The organism is Kitasatospora sp. NPDC091276, assembly GCF_040684355.1.
Lineage (GTDB): Bacteria > Actinomycetota > Actinomycetes > Streptomycetales > Streptomycetaceae > Kitasatospora.
Window position 1 is genome coordinate 57781 of the sequence record NZ_JBFBFU010000015.1, and the last position, 17821, is coordinate 75601.

Sequence of the window (17821 nt, forward strand, 5' to 3'; positions counted from 1 at the left end):
GGTCCCCTTAACTCTGGCCGGGGCGGTAGGTGAGCTCCTTGACCGGCACCTTGACCGACAGGGTGCCGGACTTGGCGAAGGTGAGGTCGAGCTCCAGCTCGTCGCCGAGGGCGGGGGCCTTCTGCCATCCCATGATCATCAGGTGGGTACCGCCGCGGGCGAACTCCAACGCGCCGTGCGCGGGCACGTCCAGGCTCGGGACCTGCTCCATGCTCGACGGGGTCGAGCGGTGCATGGTGACGGACTCGGCGCCCGGGCTGCTCACCTTGACCAGCTGGTCCTGCCCGCCGTCGTTGCGGACGGTCAGGTAACCGGCGGCCATCCCGCCGGCCGGGGGCAGCGGGATGTAGGAGTCGGCGACGCTCAGCTTCGCCGCCCCGCCGCCGCCACCGCCCTGACCGCCTGCCCCGCAGGCGACCAGGATGGCGCCGCCGCCCAGTGCCGTCGCCAGTACCGCGCCCGTGAGCGCCGTCCGCCGGAAGCCGAGGGTCGCGCGGCCGGCCGGGGCGTGGCCGGTCGAGGCCTTCATGCCGCGACCCCCTTGGCGAGCAGCGGCAGGTCGTGCTCGTAGGTCTTCTCCTCGGTGCCGCTCAGGTAGAGCACGTGCGCCTTGTCGTCCGAGGGGAGGAAGGCCAGCACCTGCGCGCCGTGGGTCGAGGTGACGGTGCCGTCCGCATTGACCACCGGGTCCTCGATCATGATGCCGAGCGACCTGGCGGCCGTCTTCACCTTGGCCAGGTCGCCGGTCAGGCCTATGAAGTCGCTGCCCATCGAGTCCAGCCAGGTGCGCAGCACCTTGGGGGTGTCGCGCTGCGGGTCGGTGGAGACGAAGACGACGTTGACCTTCTGCCGCTCCTCGGCCGGGAGCGCCTTCATCGCGACGCCGATGTCGCCCATGGTGGTCGGGCAGACGTCCGGGCAGCTGGTGTAGCCGAAGAACAGCAGCGTGGTCTTGCCGTTGGTCTGCTGCCGCAGGTCGTACGGCTGGCCGGAGGTGTCGGTCAGCTGGAGGTCGGGCTTCTCGAAGTTCTTGGTGAGCACCGTGCCCTGGTACGGCGAGTCGGACTTCTGCTGGACGACCTTGGCGGCGGTCGAGCCGCCCCCGGAGGAGCCGCAGGCGGTCAGCGTCAGGGCGGCGGCGAGCGCGACGGCGGCCGCGCCGGCCAGGCGGGTGGTGCGGGTGGTGCGGAGCATGGGAGATCCGATCGTGCGGGGTGGGACCGCCGGCGGGACCGTACCCGGGGCGTGGGTACGGCCCCGCCGGCGGGGTGGGTCAGGAGGCGGAGCCGCTGCTCCGGCGGCGCAGGCCGAGCACGCCGACGGCGGTGCCGATCACGCCGACCACGATGCCGACCACGCCGAGCACCCGGGCGGTGGAGTCGCTGGACTTGGCGCCGGCCGGGGCCGCGGCGTGGTCGGAGCTGTCGCCGTGGGCGCCCGCGGAGGGGGAGGCGGTGACGCCGCCGTGGGCGTCCTCACCGGCGGCGGCCTTGGTGAGCTTCAGGACGGGGGCCGGGTGGGCCGGCTCGGGCTGGCCGTCCTTGGACTCGTCGATCCAGCGGACGATGTCGCCGTTGTCGTAGGTCTGCAGGGTCTTGAAGACCATGCTGTCGGCGTCGGACGGCAGCGGGCCGATCGAGACCCGGAACTCCTGGAACTGACCGGGGGCGATCTTGGTGCCGGCGTCGGCGGTCCAGGTGATCTTGGAGACGGCCTCGTTGACGTCGCTGCCGTGCACCTTGATCGGCTTGTCGAGCTTCGCCTTCTCGACGGTCGCGGTCCAGCCCGGCAGCGGCAGGGTGCGGACGGAGGCCAGCGGGTGGTCCAGCGGGAGGTTGACCTCCAGCTTCACGGTGCCGGCGGCGTCGCTCTCGTTCGGCACCCGGAAGTCGACGGCCGTGTAGCCGCCCTGGGCGGCCGCACCCGGGTTCACGGTGACGTGCGCGAACGCGGGACCGGCCAGCGCCACCACGGAGGCGGCGGCGGTGAGGGCGACGGCGGCGAGACGGCGGGTGGGAAGGGAACGCATGATGCGGTGTCTCCGATCGGAGCTCGGCGGACCGGCCCGCGTCCGGGCGACGGGAAGACCGTGCCTCGGCGGGGCCGCGCGTGGGGACGTGCTGGGGACGTGTGGGGGCGGAACGGGGCCGTCGGCGTGTCGGGGACACACGGGATGTCGGGGACACGCGGGACCGGCCCGGGACGCTGCGCACGACCGGGGCCCGACACGAACGGGGCGCCAGGAGCCGGATCAGTACGCGAAGGCCCCGAGCGGCGGACCGCGCCGCACCACGCTGTGCCGCAGCGCGGCACCCGCCGGAAGCGGACTCTCCCCGCCCCGGACGCCGAACCGGCGGGCCGGACCGGCCGCGCCGAACAGGCCGCGCAGCAACGCCGCCACCAGCACCAGCGCCGACCGCAGCGGCGCCGCCCAGTGCTCCCGGGCCGCCGACGCGGTCACCCGCACCAGCCGCCACAGCGCCGCCTCACCGCGCCGCAGCCACCAGCCCGCGACCAGCGCGGCGGCCAGGTGCCCGGCCAGCATCGACGGCGTCATCCCGAACACGCCGCCCTGCCACCACGGGGCGACGGCGTACGCGTTCGGGTCCAGGCCCGCCGAGGAGACCAGCTGCTCGGCGGTCGGGCTCCCCGGCAGGCCGGCCAGCGTGCCGGGGCGCGCCTCGTTGCAGATCAGCCGGCCCGCCACGGTCGGCAGGGTCAGCGGACCGGAGCCGCCGTGGTGCATGCCGGCCATGCCGCCGATCGCGGCGTGGCCGTTGAAGCTGTGGAACAGGCAGTGCAGCCCGAGCTGCCCCGCGCCCAGCGCACCGGCGATGGCCGTCAGCGAACGCTCCCGCCCACCGCAGGCCACCGCGAGCACCAGCACCGCGGCGAAGCCCGTCGCCAACGCGGCCGGCGGCACGTTCCCGCCACCCGCCAGGGCGTGCCCGGCGGCCGCTATCAACGTGCACACCAGGGCGAACGGGACGGCCCGGGCAAGCCGCAGGTCCCAGGCGGCGGCCCCCACCGGCGCATCCGGTGCGAGGGCGCCCGGGAGCGGGGCGGCGGGGAGGGCAGTCATGGCCGAGACATCATCTCACCGCCTACCTCGCCCGCGTGGGCAGGGTGGGAAATCCCTACGAATGCCCCGTTCGGCAGCGGCGTGCAGGCCGGAGAGTGCGCCACTCGGCACAATCCACGGCCTCAGTCCATCCGCCGAACGGGCGGCAGCGGGCCCCGGGCACGGTTCACCGCCGAATCGCCCGGAGATACCTAGTTGTATGTGGAGCCGCAGCCAGGAGGGACCTCCCGTGGACATCTGGTGGACTCTGCACCTCAAGCGCGACCCGGCCAGCGTCCCGCTGGCCCGGCGCATCCTGCTCGGTGCCATGGCGACGGCGGGCGTCGACCCGCAGATCGCCCACGACCTCGGCGTCGCCCTCAGCGAGGCCTGCGCCAACGCCGTCGAGCACGGCGCCTGCGGGCGGCCCGACGGCGGCTTCCAGGTCACCGCCTCGATCAGCGGCGACCGCCTGCGGATCGAGGTCACCGACTCCGGCCCCGGCCTGCCCGGCCCCGTCGGCACCCCCGCCCCGGCGCTGCGCCGCCGCCCCGTCCCCCCGCCGCCGCCCCGCCCGGCCGCGCACCGCCGCCCCCGCCGAGGCCGCGCCACCGTCCCGGCCCGCGTCCTCACCGGCCACCAGCCCCGGCGCGACGGCCACCCCTACGACACCCACGTCCTCCCCGCCCGCCCCACGGCGCCCACGCTGCGGCCCGTGGACCTCGACACCCTCCCGGACCTCACCGCCGAATCCGGCCGGGGCCTCTTCCTCATCCACGCCCTCACCGACCACGTCCAGCTCCGCAACCACCCGCTCCGGGGCGCCATCGTGAGCTTCGACAAGATCCTCAAGTGGCAGGACGGCGCCCTGCTGCGGGCGGCGTCGTAGGGGGTGTGGCTCTCTGACCTGCACGAATGGCCTCTTCCTGGGCCCAGGTCGCGGCGAACGCGAGGCCGGGATCAGGCTGCCAGGGCACACGTGGGGCACATGCCCTCGGATTTCGGCGCGGAGTGCCCCGCCTTCGCACCAGGAAGCACCCTGTCGATCGCGGAGCGGGTCCGCGACTCGCTCGTCGGCATCAGGTGGGTGTAGGTCCGGAGCGTGAAGCCCGGGTCGCTGTGGCCGAGGTAGGCCGCCAGTGCCTTGATCGTCTCGCCTGCATCCAGCAGCACCGAGGCGTAGGCATGCCGCAGGGCGTGCATGCCGTCGTCCGGGGCCGCCTGGAAGTACTTCGCCCCCTTCTCGCGCGGCGGGATGACTCCCGCCGCGACGAGCGCCAGTTTCCAAGCGCCCGCGTTGAAGACGCTGCGGTGGTACGGCTTGGCGTTCTCGTCGGTGAAGAGCAGGTTCGCGGTGTGGCCGTCGCCATCGGCGAGGCGCCAGGGGAGCGTGACCCGGGTCGGCGGGAACTTCTTCATGTGGGCCTTGAGCGCCCTCGCCAGCCCATCGGGCAGCGGGACCTGTCGGACCTTGCCGCCCTTCGGCAGCGCGAACACCATCTTCTTCGCCACGAAGCGGACCTGCCGCCGAACCGTCACCATGCGGCGACGGAAGTCGACGTCGTCGACGGACAGGGCGAAGACCTCGCCCTGTCGCAGCCCGCAGCCGAACGCGACGGAGCCGCCGGCCTGGAAGCGCTCCGGCAGGCCGTTGATGACCGCGTGGACGCGCTCCACGGACCACGGGACGACCGGCTCCTTCTCCACCTTCGGGAAGCTCACCGACTTCGCCCGGCAGGGGTTGGTGGCGATCGCTCCGTCGTCAACTGCCGCATCCAGCATCATGATCAGGACGGAGCCGTACCAGCCGATGCTGGACGAGGCGAAGCCTTCGTCCTGAAGTCGCCTTATCCAGCGCTTGATCGTGGTCGGCTTGAGCGCCCGGAGCTCCAACTTCCCCAGGCGGGCCACAATGTGGTTGCGCACCACGCCGTCGTAGCGTTCCAGGGTGGTCGGGCCGGGAGTGACGGCCTCCAGCCACGTCTCGGCGTACTCGGCCACGGTCGTCTTCCCCGCGTTCGGGTCGATGTAGGTGCCGTCCTTGAGCGTGACCTTGAGCTCGGCGGCGCGGTCATCGGCCTTCGTCTTGAGCTCGAAGTCCTCCTTGCGCTGGACATCGTCGGGGTCGCGGTAGCGAACCTGCCAGCGCTTGCCCTTGCCGTGGTCGGCGCTCGGGTACTTGCCCTTGTGCTCGCGGCAGGGCTTGTCGGTCGGGCGGGGGTAGGACTTGTGCCAGGTGTCGTAAACGGTCGCCATTCGGCTCCTTCGGTCGAGGGCATGGGGATACGCGGCTGGGTGGGCGGCGGTGGGTAATGGGGGGATTTTTCTCGCGGGCGAACCGCAGATCCGATAAGCCGCGATCAACGCTGGCTTCGGGCGGGTGTTGGATATTCATCGGCCGGCGGGCGTTTGTCAAATGGACGGTGCTTGATCGTCTCGTCGGCGGCCGATAGTGCCAAATAGTGTCAGATCGTCCCGGGAAATCCGCGAGCCTTCACGAGAGGGGCATGTGGTGGTCGCCTGGGCCTGGGCCACGCGACCTCGCTGGGGGAGTGCTGATGGCGGCCCAAGCGCGCTGGCCTGGCGCGCTCAGCAAGATCTTTGCCGCGATCTTCCCGAAATCCTTGCCGGGGGGATAGCCCGGCTCCTACGGTCTTAATGGGCGCCGTCACCTGCGGGCGGCGCCTTCGTGCACCCAGCCAGGGTGGGCGATGCTCGGTCCGTTTTAGGTCCCGAGCCGCAGGCCGGTCATACTCGCCCGGATCGCGTTCGCAGGAGGCTCCCGAGAGGGGGCTCGGCCTCTTTCTAGGAAATTGGCCGACCTCCTGCTGAACTTCCACCGCTCACCCGAGCAGGCGGCCCGAAAAGGGACCGCCTATTTCGGCCTGCCCTTGTTCCCTGCCCATCGGAGATCCGTGACCAAGCCCTTCCACGCCACCACTGCCGACCGCCGCCCGCTGGCCACCGCCCAGGAGCTCGCCGACCACCTACAGGTGCCCCTCGACACCGTCTACGGGTGGAAGCACCGGGGCCAAGGCCCGAAGGCGATCAAGGTCGGCCGGCACCTGCGCTACCGCTGGACCGAGGTGGAGGCATGGCTGGACGACCTCAGCTCAGGCCGCGCCGCCTGAGCATCGCCTGCACGGTCAGCTCCCGTCCCCGTCGCCCAGCGCGTCGGCGGGCCGTACCACCCTTCCCCACATCACCGCTCAACTCGGCGGTCTCGGACTCCACGGTCCGGGACCGCAGTTAGGAGACTCCTTGGAGAGCATGCCTTCCATACCTTCGACGGGACCGTTGTCGGTTCCGGACTCTGCGGACGGCCGTCGTCCGTCCGCTGCGGACGGTCCGGACACGGGGAGCGAACCCGGGGACAGTCCGCAGCCTGTGGCGGAACACAGGGACCGGTCCCGGACCATTTCAGTGGACGGTGGTCCGCAGGTGCGGACCGAGCGGACCGAGCGGAGCGGTTCGCCGGACGGGGACGGACCGGCGGACCGCTTTGCGGGTCCGTTCCGGACCGCCGGTCCGCAGACGGGGACCGTCCGGATCGACGGTCCGGTGACGGGGACCGGTGTTGCGGACGGTCCGGTCCCGTCCGGTCCGGACGACGGTCCGGTCCGGTTCGGTCCGGAGGCGGTCCCGGTGGTCCGCGCGGACCCGGGTGCGGTGCTCCTGGACGAGCTGCGGTCCACGCTCGCCCGGTTCGTCGTGCTGCCGTCCCCGCACGCGTTGGACGCGGTGACGCTGTGGGTGACGGCCTCGCACGGGCAGCCGGCGTGGCAGCATGCGCCCCGGCTGGCGGTGGTCGGTCCGGCCAAGCGCTGCGGCAAGTCGCGGCTGCTGGACATCGTCACCGAGACGGTCCACGACCCGCTGATCACGGTGAACGCCAGCCTGCCCGCGGTCTTCCGCTCGATCACCGAGGACCCGCCGACCCTGCTGGTGGACGAGGCTGACACGCTGTTCGGCACGTCGAAGGCCGCCGAGCGGAACGAGGAACTGCGCGGTGTGCTGAACGCCGGCCACCAGCGCAACCGCCCGGCGGTCCGCATGGTCGGCAACGGACCGGACATGAGGCCGGGCAAGTTCCCGACCTTCGCGATGGCCGCCCTGGCCGGGATCGGAGATCTCCCGGACACGATCATGGACCGCTCGGTGGTCGTCCGGATGCGCCGCCGTGCACCGGGTGAGACCGTGCAGCCGTTCCGCTCGGCCCTCGACACCAAGCCGCTCCACGGCCTGCGCGACCGGGTCGCCGACTGGCTCCGCCCGCTGCTGCCGAGGGCGGTGGGGATGCTGCCCGCCATGCCGGTGACCGACCGCGCCGCCGACACGTGGGAGCCGCTGGTGATCGTCGCCGACCTGGCCGGCGGGCACTGGCCCGCCACCGCACGCGCCGCGTGCGCGGCGATGTGCGCTCACGAGGCCGGTCTGGACGACGACGGCGACGGCGCCAAGATCCGGATCCTGCAGGACATCCGGACCGTGTTCACCGCTCTCGGTGATCCGCCCGCCCTCGCCACTGCCACGCTCCTCGCCCAACTGCGGGCGTTGGAGGAGGCGCCGTGGGCTGAGTACGGCGTCAGCGGTCTGTCCGCGCGCGGACTGCAACTCCTGCTCAAGGACTTCGGCGTCTCCTCGTCCAACATCCGCTTCCCCGACACCCGGCAGGCCAAGGGCTTCGTCCGAAACGACCTCCTCGACCCGTGGCGCCGCTACTGTCCCGAGCCCGCGCTGCCGCAGGCCGAGGGCGACAGCGCGGCCTGACCCTGCCTGCCGAGCCCGTCCCACTCGTCCCACCCCCTTCGCTCGCGTGCCCGTCCGGCCCACCCGGTACGAGTGCGACGAGTGCAACCGGTCCGCCGGTACCCGCTGCCCTGGCCCCCGAGCGGGCCGGGGCAGCACCCCGACGACCTCCCGACGCGTAAGGACCCATGAGTGCACCGAGACACCGACCCGACCATCGACGCCAACTCCCCAGCGCAGCACGGAACCGAGGGCCGCGCGGCAGCAAGTTGGGCCGTGTGGAGTCCACACGGCGCCGCCGCCCCGGAGGGGGCGCCGGCCGTCGCCGCTTCCGCCCCGGGGGTGGCGGAAGCGGCGACCGGTTCCGGCCCAGGGGTGCCGGTGGAAGAGGAGCCGCAGTCGGTGAGTTCCTCCGGCCTCGCCGAGCGCGATCCGGGCGTCATGCCCGGGATCCGGCACCGCCAGTACCTGAAGATGCGCCGCCGTAACCGCTGCCATCCGGTGTTCAGCGACGGGGAGTGGGCCGACGTTCAGGCCGCCGCCTCGGCGAGCGGCCTCAAGCCCGGCGGCTACGCCGCCGCCGTCACCCTGGCCGCAGCCCGCAGCGACAACCCCGAGGCCGCTGTCGCCGATACCCGCCGCCTGCTGCAAGAGCTGATGGAGGCCGACCGGCAGGCTGCCGCCATCGGCAACAACCTCAACCAGATCGCCCACAACCTGTGGGTCGGCGGCACACCGCCGGCTCACCTGCAGCACGTCTTCGACCGCGTCGTGCAGAGCCTGGACGGCATCGACGCCGCCACCGCCTCGATCATCGGAAGGTGAACACGCACTGATCCCCAGCATCGACCACAACTCCGGCGGCACCTACGTCCTCATCCAGTACCTCTACGGGCCGGGCAAGGCCGACGAGCACGAGGACCCGCACATGATCGCCTCGTGGAACGGCCTCGCCCCCGACCCCGCCCCAGAGCGCAAGCGCGGCCCCAGGGACACCATCGCCAAGCTCGCCGCCCAACTCGACCTGCCGGTCAACGCCCTTGGGCCCGAGAACCGGCCGCCCACGACCGTATGGCACTGCTCCGTGCGGGCGGCACCCGAGGACCGCATCCTCTCCGACGCCGAGTGGGCCGCCATCACCCGGCGCATCCTGCGCGCCACCGGGATCGCCCCCGAGGGCGACACCAAAGCGTGCCGCTGGGTCGCGGTACGGCACAACGCCGACCACATCCACATCGTCGCGACCCTGGTGCGCCAGGACGGGCGCACACCGAAGAACGGCCGTGACTTCACCCGCGCCCAGCGCGAGGCCCGCAAGATCGAAGTCGACTACGGCCTCCGGCGTGTCCGACCGGGTGACGGGACCGCCGCCAAGCGCCCCACCCAGGCCGAGCAGCACCGCGCCAAGCGACTCGGTCACCCCGCCACCGCCCGCGAACAGCTCCGGACGAAGGTCCGGCTGGCGGTTGCCGCCTCCAGCAGCGAGGAGCAGTTCTTCCTCGCCCTCGAAGAGTTCGGCGTCCAGGTCAAGCCGCGTCGGCTGCCGTCCGGCGACGTCGGCGGCTACAGCGTGACCCTGCCGGGTGAGACGGCATGGTTCAGCGGCAGCACGCTTGCCTCCGACCTGTCCCTGCCCAAGATCCGCCAGCGCTTCGCCAGCATCGAACCTGGTGCTGGCGCCGGTGATCAAGCCGTCGCCTGGCACCGCGCCGCCCGCACTACCGAGGCCGTCCCCCACGCTCTGCGCACCAGCGACGACCAGGCCGGCCAAGCTCACATCGCCGCCCTCGGTGAACTCCTCGACATCACCGCCGCCCTCAGCCCACTCCCATACCGACAACAACTCCGAGCCGCCACAGAGGTGTTCGAACGCGCCAACCGCTCCCGCATCAAACCCCACCACCGCAAGGCCGGCGCCCTGCACCGCGTCACCCGCGAACTGCTCTTCACCGGCGGCACCAAGGACGGCGAGATCCTCGCCCTGGTCCTCTTCATGGTCGCCGCCGCGGTGATCGCTGCGGCTCAGTGGCACGCCCGGCGCGGCCACCAACAGCAGGCCGAGGCCGCCTGGCAGGCCGGCACCCACCTCAACGCTGCCTACCAGCAGGCCGCCGCCCAGCCGTTGGCCGACCTGGCCCACGGCACCCCCGTAACCCACACCCTTACCCGCTACCAGCACGCCGTCCGGACCGTGCTGCCCGACCACGCGGAGAGCATCACCGCCGACCCCGCCTGGCCCGCCCTCGCCACCGTCCTGGCCGACGCCGAACAAGCAGGCCACGACATCGGTGAGGCCCTCGATCAGGCCGCCCAGCCGCATGACCTCGCGGGCGCCAACTCGCCTGCCCAGAACCTCCTGTGGTCAGTGCGAGCCCGCACCCGCAAGAACACCGTTGGCGAGCGCACCACCGCAGCCCGGACCAAGACCACCACCGCACGCGCCACCGCGACACCCACCGCCCCTGCACCGGCCACCGGCCCGGCTGCGAACGACTCCACCCGCCGACGCTGACCCCTACAAGTACAAGGGAGAACCCACTGCCCCGCGCCCCGCCCGGCAGGCACAAGCCCCAGCGAGCCGACACCGGCTACCAGTACCAACCCCACCCTCCGGAGACCTTCCCCTTGTCCCAGCCCGACTGCCGTCGCGACGTCTTCCTCCTGCTGAACGACGCCGACTTCATCTACCGCCCCGACACCAACACCTGGTCCCACAACGACGGACGCCCCTTCACCACGGAGGAACAGGCCACCGCTCACGACGCAACGGAGGTGGAGCTGGAAACCCTCTCCTCCACGCGGAGGATCCTGCTCGACCACGGGCTTGGCGACCCGGCCAACGCCCTCCGCATCCTCTGGTACCGCTACTCGATCAAGCTCCCGGACGGCGCCCCTGACGAGCACATCGTCGCCGCCATGACCGACACGGATCGCAGCGAGTACCAGCGCCTGCGCAGCATCGTCCGCACCGGTGTCCGCCCGGAGGTCGTCACCCTGCTGCTCGACACCAACCTCCGGGCGTCCCTTGACTCCAGCACCTGGACCCACCACGACGGGCGGTCCCTCACGAAGCAGGAGCGAGCCCTCGTACGCAGCTGCACCCCCAAGGAGATCGGCGCCGCCCGTGCCCAGACGCAGCTTGAACTCGACTTCGAGCAGGAGAGGGAAGCCGACGCCCCTCGCGCCGTCCGCGCACTGATGGAAAGGTACTTCGGCGACATCCCGGACGGCACCCTGATCCACGACCCGGCCTCGCACATGACCGAGGAGGACCGGATCGAGTACCTGCGCCTCTCCGACATCCTCGGCCCCGGCATGGGCATCATCGCGGACCGCGACCAGGGCTAACCATCCAGTGCCTCGGCCGAGCAACTGCCGGGCCAAGGTGTCGATGTGATGTTCATTCCGGCGGCCGGGAACCAACCCGGCCGCCGTGCGTCTTGTGTGCTTGCGACCGTCGCCGACACGGAAGGGCACCACTTGACCGACTACGAACCCGCCTGCCACGACCCGCACTCCGAGCCCCACCGGATCGTCATCCGAGCCGTTCCCCACCCTGGTGAACTCGACGCCCGCGGAATCCCGATCATCTGCCCCAACTGCCGCGCTCGCCGCGACTGGCTCCTCCTCAACGTCCGCCACCAGGTCTTCGTCCGCTGCCGCTGCGCGGCCGAATGGCACGAGCCCGACCTCACCCGCGCTAACTTCGACCTCTCCTTCACCGAATCCGAACATGAGTGGCTCGACTTCGACGCCGCGATGAGGGCCCTCGCCTTCGACGGACTGCTGGCCGGCGCCACCTGGGATTGAAGATCAATTCGCGTGTGCGTGGCGCCTGAATTCCGGATTGTGCGGCTCCGAAAATCCGAACATTTGGACTATCGGCCGAATTTCAACGCATGGAGCCGCTCGTCGGCGTGCCACACTCCACCGGTGACGTTATATCGGTGGGTCCTCTCTCCGCTGACGAGCTGGTACGCGCTGCGACTGGTGCGTGCGTGCGGCGGCCTGCTTGATCCAGATGTGGCCTGGAGAGTCGCTCGCATGCGTCTTAGTCCCGATGAGTTGCCCTTCCTGCTGCACGGGCACGGAGTGGGGGGCATGCCGCCGCGCGAGTGACTGGGGCGTGTTCGAAGATCTCCATTTGGTCGAATGTTTGAACGATGAGTTGGCGAATCGAAAGATCGCCATCCGTTTTCTCTGCTCTGCTTTTGGCCATCATCTTCATTTTCGTCGCGCCACCAACCTCTCGGGATGTATGAATGGCTGTCTGGTGATCAGCTAGTACCTTCTCGGGGGGATCCGATGTCCGACGTTCTCAGTCTCTCTGCTGTGGCTGCTGCGGCTCTCCAGCCGACTTTCACCTTCCTCTACGGGCGCGTTGACGCACTTCTCAATCGCAACGAGGGCCGCGACACCACCGACGAACTCACCACGTCCGACCTGCCGTCGACGCTCGAAGGAACCGTTGCCCTGCCACTCGTGGTCGATGAGCAGCGCCTGCGTGAGCACGCCGCACAGCTGCGCATGGCCAGGACGGTACTCGCGCGGTACCAGCAGGACCCGGCCCTGGTGGTGCCGGACGACACGGTGCTGACCGATGTCCTCGGCCAGCTCCGCATGGCACTCGAAGAGATCTACTCGCACCGTTTCACCTTCACCGGTGAGAACCGCGAACGCTCCGCCCCGTTTGTCGTGCAGCGAATCGACAACGTGACCGGCAATGTAACCGGCATGCGGGCGGATGAGGCGATCGTCACGGGGACGGTCGAGCAGGAGCTCAAGACCGTCAACAGCGGTGCCACGGTGATTGGGATGTCCGCCCCTGTCATTGGTGGTGAGGCATGAAGGGCTGACCCCCCAGGCCCGCGAGCGCTCCCCGGCACTCAACTCGCCTACGACCAGGAGAAGCCCGTCATGAACCCGCCTTTCCGTTTCATGGGCCACGGTCCGGCCGATGACCAGCCAGCTTCGCCTCCTTCGACTCCTGCGGATTGGGCTCCGATGGGTAGCGCCGAGGATGTGACCGGTTCCGAGACCACTCGTCCCCTGCCTTCGGCCCCGGACCTGCCGCCGGTACCGACCGTGGCCGCAGAACCGGACGACTATGACGCTGAGCACGGCGCCGCCAATCACCGCTCCCGGCACCAGCAACCTGGAGATAACAACCCGGCCGAGTACGTGGAACTTGCGCCGGCACGCGGCACTGCTGGCCTGGCGAACGATGTGAACTCGGACGACGTTGCGGCCCAGCACGGTCGCGGCCCGCGAGTGAACACTGGCTCGCAGGAACGGGACACTCTCCAGCAACTGCTGGATGACGTGGGCGCACAGGGTTCCTACCCGCCCGCCACGGCCACCGAGCCGGTCGAGCGGACGGCGCCCGGCGACACACACGGGCAAGCCACAGCCCTTTCACCATCGTCTGGCAAGGCAGAGACGTCCGGGCTGGCGGTGCGGCAGAGCTTCGGCACGAACAACGGCGTTGCCATCGGCATGCAGTTCCAGAACATCATCAATGGAATGCGTACCGTCGACTTGCGCGACGACTGGGTCGACCAGCAGCTCGCCGTCTACGTCCCGCCCAAGAACGAGAAGGATGCCGCCGACAAGCTGCGCGAGGACCACGTCGTCGTACTTCTTGGTGAGAACGGTTCGGGTCGCGAACCCACTGGCCTCGACCTCCTGCGGCGACTCAACAAGGGACTCACGCTCAAGCGCTTCCACCGGGAGCCGGGGGACCCGTTCTCGCTCACTGACCTGACCGGCCAGGAGAACGTCGGCTGGATCCTCGATCTCAGGGCCGAGGGCGACACCGTGGCGGGCGGCTTGGGCTACTCGCTTCAGGACACCACCATGCTCAAGACCGCGACGTCGTACCTTGTGGTGCTTGCCAGCCCACAGGTCTGGGCAACGATCAGCGAAGGCAGCGACGAGGTCTACGTCCCGCTCCAGGCGCCGGAGGCGCCGGATGTCCTGCGGGCCCATCTGCGGGCGGCTGGCTGCAAAAGGCCCGAGCGGTGGATTGCGGACAGTCGGATCGACCAGGCCATCACTGGCAAGTTGCCGGGCGAGGTGAAGCGATGGGCCGATGCCATCACGGCTGAGGAGAAGTGGCCAGTCGCAGCCTTGGCTGCTACTGCGACGACCGATGGGAAACCCATCGACGAGTTCAACCAGCGGGTCGAACGTGTCATCGAAGCGATGGCCGACTGGCGTAACCAGCTACGTACATGGCACATCGGACATCCTGACAGCGACCACCGCAACTTCCTCCTCGCCGCTGCAGCCATGGATGGCACCCCGGTTGACCTGATCTACCGTGCCTCGGAGAGCCTTGCCGTCACCCTCGGGGAGACGCCCGAGCCGCGACCCGGCCAGCAGGGACCGGGAATCATCGAGCTGACCTTCATGATCGGTGCTGAGCTCTCTGCCGATGGCCTGGTCACCCTGCCCAGCGCGGGTTATGCCGAGGCTGTCGTCGAGTACTTCCTGATGGACCGAGCCCATCTCGTCGATAGCTTCACCGAGTGGACCGCCAAGCAGGCCGCCAGCCTGGATGGCGATCGCGGGACACAGCTCGCCGACCGCGTTGCGGTGTGGGTGATTCGCCACACCCAGAAGAGCCGTTCCGTGGACGTGCTGAAGTCGGTGGCCAAGGAGTGGTCTGCCAGCAAGCTCCTCCGGGAGCACGCCCGGGACCTCCTGTCGATTGCGGCTGTGGACAGCAAGATCGGCCGTCTTGTGAGGGAGCAGAGCCTCATCTGGGCCCGCAATGACAAGGAGCCCGACAGCCTTCGTGCCGCTTTGGCCGGCGTGTGCCAGCAGGTGAGCCAGGTCTACCCAAAGGAAGCACTGCTCCGACTGGGTGAACTGGCGGCCAGCGGTAACCCCGCAGTCACTGCTGCGGTGGGTGAAGCGATCAACGCGATGTGGGAGCACCCTGACCAGCGGCAAAGGGCCCGGAAGGTGCTGCGCAAATGGGCCAAGAGCTCCAGGGAATCGCTTCGCCGCTCCAGCAGCCACGCGTTCCTGTATCTCGCCAGCCGAGTGGAAGAGAATGGCACACCGTCCCTGCTGGTTGCAGGGGGCGACTACGAGAACGATCTTCCTTGGATCATCCAGAGTTGGCGCACTGCCCTGGAGTACGACGCTGCCCCTGAGAGCGCGATCGACGCGTTCAAGGTGTGGATGGAAGCGTTGGCCACTGTTCCTGACCAGCACGACACTGTGTTCGGCATTCTCGCCCACGCGGTTCACGACGCCCCTGAGGACAACAGTGCTGTCCGGTTCCTGAGCCTGAACCGGCTGGCTAGTCACTGGGAACCGTCCGAGCCGAGGAAGCCACTGACAGAACGTGCCCGCTTCCGTGACTCGCTAATCGACTGGGTCAGGGCCGCGGACCCCACCACCAACCCGGGAACCGGCTCCAGTGTTTCGCAGCCGTAGTTCGGAGGCGCGAGACGGAGCTCTGCACGTTGCCGGTACGGTGCCGAGCTCGGCTGAATGCTATCGATTCCAGTTCGAGGCCACAGGCCACTGGCGCGACTCGCCCGGACCCGACCGGCATCACGATCCTGAGGCCGCTGCGGCGGACCACGTTCTCACCGTCATCCGGAAGATCGCGGGAGCCCACGCGTTGCCCGACGCGCTGACCGTGGAGAAACGCGTCAATGCTCACTTCGGCCTGCCGACCCCTGTGCCGGGTATGCCGGTATCCCTCAGCTGGGCATCTGTACGACTGTGGGGGACATCCGACGACGTTGATCGCGCCGCACAATCCGCGCAACGCATCTATGAGCACAACCTGAAGGAGGAGCAACACCGGCGAGAGATCGAACTCAGCGAGTCGTTTCGGGACGCACTGCGCAAGGACCCGAGCTTGGCGCTTGCCCACCTTGCCCTTCGGCACCCGCAGGGCCTGTCGGCAGGAGCCATCGATCAAATCGACCAACTCATCGTCAGGATCGCGTCCTGTGACCCGGCCACCGCCTGGGTCGCAACGGCCAAACTCCTCCAGGAACTCATCGGCGGCATGAAGCCGGACACCACAGCCCACCTTCTTGATGAGCTTGCGTCTCTCGCTGCTCGATTCGGCCAATCAAAGGCTGCCGACAGCCTGCGAAGTCATCGTCGGCAGGCCGAGCCGCAGCAGAAAGACCCCCGTTAGCCAGGAACGTCGCCCAGGTCAGCTCTCGTTAGAGTGCCGTGATCGTCAAGACGCCTCTGGCGCCCTGGCAATCACGGCACTACTCGGCCAACCACCGGTGCTGGTCAGGCTGCCATGGCCGGCAGCGCACGCAGGCGCTCGCGGAACTCGGCGACGGCGGGTTCGGTGCCGTACGGCTTGAGGTAGCCCTCGAACTTGGTGAGGCGGCTCACGGCGCGGCCGGAGTGCACCTTGGTTTCGAGGAGGTCCAGGCCGCGGTTGGCGGCGTCGAGGGCGCCGTCGAGGTCCTTGCCGGCGAGGCGGGCGGTGGCGAGGCGGCCGGAGCGGACGGCCTGGTCACGGGGGACTGCGTGGTCGATGGAGGAGGCGAGGGCGCTGGTGGCGCGTTCGACCTGGCCGGCGCGGAGCATGACCTTGCCCTCGGTGGAGCTGAGCTGGGCGTCGCCGTACCAGGAGAGCCAGCTCGGGAGGTGGTCGCTGCCGTTCTTGGCCCAGAGGTCGTGGGCGCGGTTGAGGGCGGAGCCGGCCTTCTCGTGCTGGCCGTCGCGGGAGAGGCTTTCGGCGTGGTGGAGTTCGAGGTAGCTGCGGACGCCGGGCTGCATGGTCGAGGGGGTGTTGGCGAGCGCGGTCTCGACCTGGGCGACGCGCTCGGCGGGGTTGCCGTTGTCGGAGAGGTGGACGCCCATCTCGGCGAGGAGGAAGGCGCCGAGGGCGTCGTCGCCCACGGTCTTCGCGGCGCGCAGGGCGCCGAGGTAGTACTGCTGGCCGGCCGAGCGCAGGCCGCTGTCGTAGGCCATCCAGCCGGCGATGTAGTTGACCTGGGCCGCGAGCCCGTAGAGGCGGGCTTCGACGGCTTCGGTGTGGCGGCCGTGCTTGAGCAGGCTGGTAATGATCGCGAGGTCGCCGCGAGCCTGCTCGATGAGGCGGGCGCCGCCCATCTGGGCGTCCAGGGTCTGGAGGGTGGCGACGCGGGCGTCGAGCGTGTCGACCATGGAGTCGGTCACCTGGTCGCCGTTGAGGGCGGAAGCGAGGGCGGGCGAGGCTGAGGCCCAGCTCGCGGCGACGGTGGCCATGGTGGCCCCGGTGATGGTGAGAAAGCCCCGCCGATCCATATGACCACTCCTGACCAGTTCCACCAGTACGTCCACGGTACCGGCCTTCGTCCACGGCGCCATGATGCCGGTCACCTCCCAGACCGGGAGCCATCGCGGCCACGGATTGGCAACCAGCGTACGGGGATTGACGTCAAGGAGGTCGGCCAGAACGTACTGGGCGTCCGGCTCGGGCTCCTGGCCCTGCTCCCACTTCCAGACCAGCGTCCGGTTGGTTGCCAGGCGGATCTTCAATGCGGCGCCGCGCGCGCACATCATCCGCGCGAACTGGATCTTCCCCCATCCGCGTAACTGCAGCAGGTAGGTGAGCGGGTGGACTGCCAGAACGTCTTCGCTCATCTCAACCCCCGGCTTTGTAGGCCCTGTTGGTGAGCGTACTGGTACCCGCTGCGGCGCGGGCGATCTCGGAGAGAAACCCCCTGGAAACGTTCCGCGACGCTCGGTGACGTCGAGACGCTGGATCCGCTCACCCGAGGAGATCGGAGCGGACCCCGGCCATGGACGCAGTCGAACACTCGCAGCAAAGCCGCCACCGCGGCGCGCACCAAGACCCGGTGGGGAGAGCACTCGCCGTGGTGTGGGGACTGGGCCACGTCGTCACGCTCGCGCTGCTCGGGATCGTCGCCCAGCACCAGCTCGATGCAGAGCACCAGTTCGCGGCGCCGCCGGCTCGCGCACTCCCGGATCGGGAGCCGATCGTCTGAGGCCACCCCGGTTCAGTTCGCCGTC

17 protein-coding genes are annotated in these 17821 nt (G+C 69.9%); 11 read left to right on the plus strand and 6 right to left on the minus strand.

The features are described from left to right. Positions 1 to 7: 7 nt before the first annotated feature. From AB0O19_RS20160 to AB0O19_RS20175, 4 genes are all read right to left on the minus strand, one after another. Positions 8 to 529 (minus strand): copper chaperone PCu(A)C, encoded by a 522-nt coding sequence (locus AB0O19_RS20160; protein ID WP_363621128.1) that lies wholly within the window; start codon positions 527 to 529, stop codon positions 8 to 10. Further along, entirely contained in the window at positions 526 to 1194 is a 669-nt protein-coding gene (locus tag AB0O19_RS20165; RefSeq protein WP_363581472.1) for an SCO family protein, read from the minus strand. The genes AB0O19_RS20160 and AB0O19_RS20165 overlap by 4 nt, the downstream gene beginning before the upstream one ends. A 79-nt stretch (positions 1195 to 1273) precedes the next feature. Next, entirely contained in the window at positions 1274 to 2029 is a 756-nt protein-coding gene (locus AB0O19_RS20170; RefSeq protein WP_363581470.1) for a YcnI family protein, read from the minus strand. Positions 2030 to 2251: 222 nt separating this feature from the next. After that, positions 2252 to 3082 (minus strand): hypothetical protein, encoded by an 831-nt coding sequence (locus AB0O19_RS20175; RefSeq protein ID WP_363581468.1) that lies wholly within the window; start codon positions 3080 to 3082, stop codon positions 2252 to 2254. A gap of 229 nt (positions 3083 to 3311) precedes the next feature. On the opposite strand from AB0O19_RS20175, the gene AB0O19_RS20180 reads away from it, so the two are divergent. Beyond that, positions 3312 to 3950 (plus strand): ATP-binding protein, encoded by a 639-nt coding sequence (locus AB0O19_RS20180; protein WP_363621130.1) that lies wholly within the window; start codon positions 3312 to 3314, stop codon positions 3948 to 3950. Positions 3951 to 4021: 71 nt separating this feature from the next. On the opposite strand, the gene AB0O19_RS20185 is transcribed toward AB0O19_RS20180, so the two are convergent. After that, positions 4022 to 5317: a site-specific integrase gene (locus AB0O19_RS20185; protein WP_363621132.1), complete on the minus strand. Its 1296-nt coding sequence runs from the start codon at positions 5315 to 5317 to the stop codon at positions 4022 to 4024. A gap of 659 nt (positions 5318 to 5976) precedes the next feature. Between AB0O19_RS20185 and AB0O19_RS20190 the strand changes: the two genes are divergently transcribed. The 9 genes from AB0O19_RS20190 to AB0O19_RS20230 all read left to right on the plus strand — a co-directional run bounded on the left by AB0O19_RS20190 (position 5977) and on the right by AB0O19_RS20230 (position 15980). Next, complete coding sequence (locus AB0O19_RS20190; protein WP_363621134.1) at positions 5977 to 6192, plus strand: helix-turn-helix domain-containing protein; 216 nt, start codon at positions 5977 to 5979, stop codon at positions 6190 to 6192. 514 nt (positions 6193 to 6706) lie between these two features. Then, positions 6707 to 7831, plus strand: coding sequence for a DUF3631 domain-containing protein (locus AB0O19_RS20195; RefSeq protein ID WP_363621136.1), 1125 nt, complete (start codon positions 6707 to 6709; stop codon positions 7829 to 7831). Between the two features lie 381 nt (positions 7832 to 8212). Beyond that, positions 8213 to 8635 (plus strand): plasmid mobilization relaxosome protein MobC, encoded by a 423-nt coding sequence (gene mobC, locus AB0O19_RS20200; RefSeq protein ID WP_363621138.1) that lies wholly within the window; start codon positions 8213 to 8215, stop codon positions 8633 to 8635. 103 nt (positions 8636 to 8738) lie between these two features. Then, a complete protein-coding gene (locus tag AB0O19_RS20205) occupies positions 8739 to 10322 on the plus strand; it encodes a mobilization protein (protein WP_363621139.1) in 1584 nt (527 codons plus the stop codon). Positions 10323 to 10435: 113 nt separating this feature from the next. After that, a complete protein-coding gene (locus tag AB0O19_RS20210; RefSeq protein ID WP_363621141.1) occupies positions 10436 to 11158 on the plus strand; it encodes a hypothetical protein in 723 nt (240 codons plus the stop codon). Between the two features lie 132 nt (positions 11159 to 11290). Beyond that, positions 11291 to 11620 carry a hypothetical protein gene (locus AB0O19_RS20215; protein ID WP_363621144.1) on the plus strand — a complete coding sequence of 110 codons (330 nt, stop codon included), beginning with the start codon at positions 11291 to 11293 and terminating at the stop codon, positions 11618 to 11620. A gap of 495 nt (positions 11621 to 12115) precedes the next feature. Then, complete coding sequence (locus AB0O19_RS20220; protein ID WP_363621146.1) at positions 12116 to 12658, plus strand: hypothetical protein; 543 nt, start codon at positions 12116 to 12118, stop codon at positions 12656 to 12658. A gap of 156 nt (positions 12659 to 12814) precedes the next feature. Further along, positions 12815 to 15259: a hypothetical protein gene (locus AB0O19_RS20225; RefSeq protein WP_363621148.1), complete on the plus strand. Its 2445-nt coding sequence runs from the start codon at positions 12815 to 12817 to the stop codon at positions 15257 to 15259. A 190-nt stretch (positions 15260 to 15449) separates the two neighbouring features. Further along, complete coding sequence (locus AB0O19_RS20230) at positions 15450 to 15980, plus strand: hypothetical protein (RefSeq protein WP_363621150.1); 531 nt, start codon at positions 15450 to 15452, stop codon at positions 15978 to 15980. A 104-nt stretch (positions 15981 to 16084) separates the two neighbouring features. Here AB0O19_RS20230 and AB0O19_RS20235 read toward each other — a convergent pair whose 3' ends face one another. Beyond that, a complete protein-coding gene (locus AB0O19_RS20235) occupies positions 16085 to 17431 on the minus strand; it encodes a transcriptional regulator (RefSeq protein ID WP_363621152.1) in 1347 nt (448 codons plus the stop codon). A 158-nt stretch (positions 17432 to 17589) separates the two neighbouring features. Between AB0O19_RS20235 and AB0O19_RS20240 the strand changes: the two genes are divergently transcribed. Beyond that, a complete protein-coding gene (locus tag AB0O19_RS20240; protein ID WP_363621153.1) occupies positions 17590 to 17796 on the plus strand; it encodes a hypothetical protein in 207 nt (68 codons plus the stop codon). Positions 17797 to 17821: the final 25 nt, after the last annotated feature.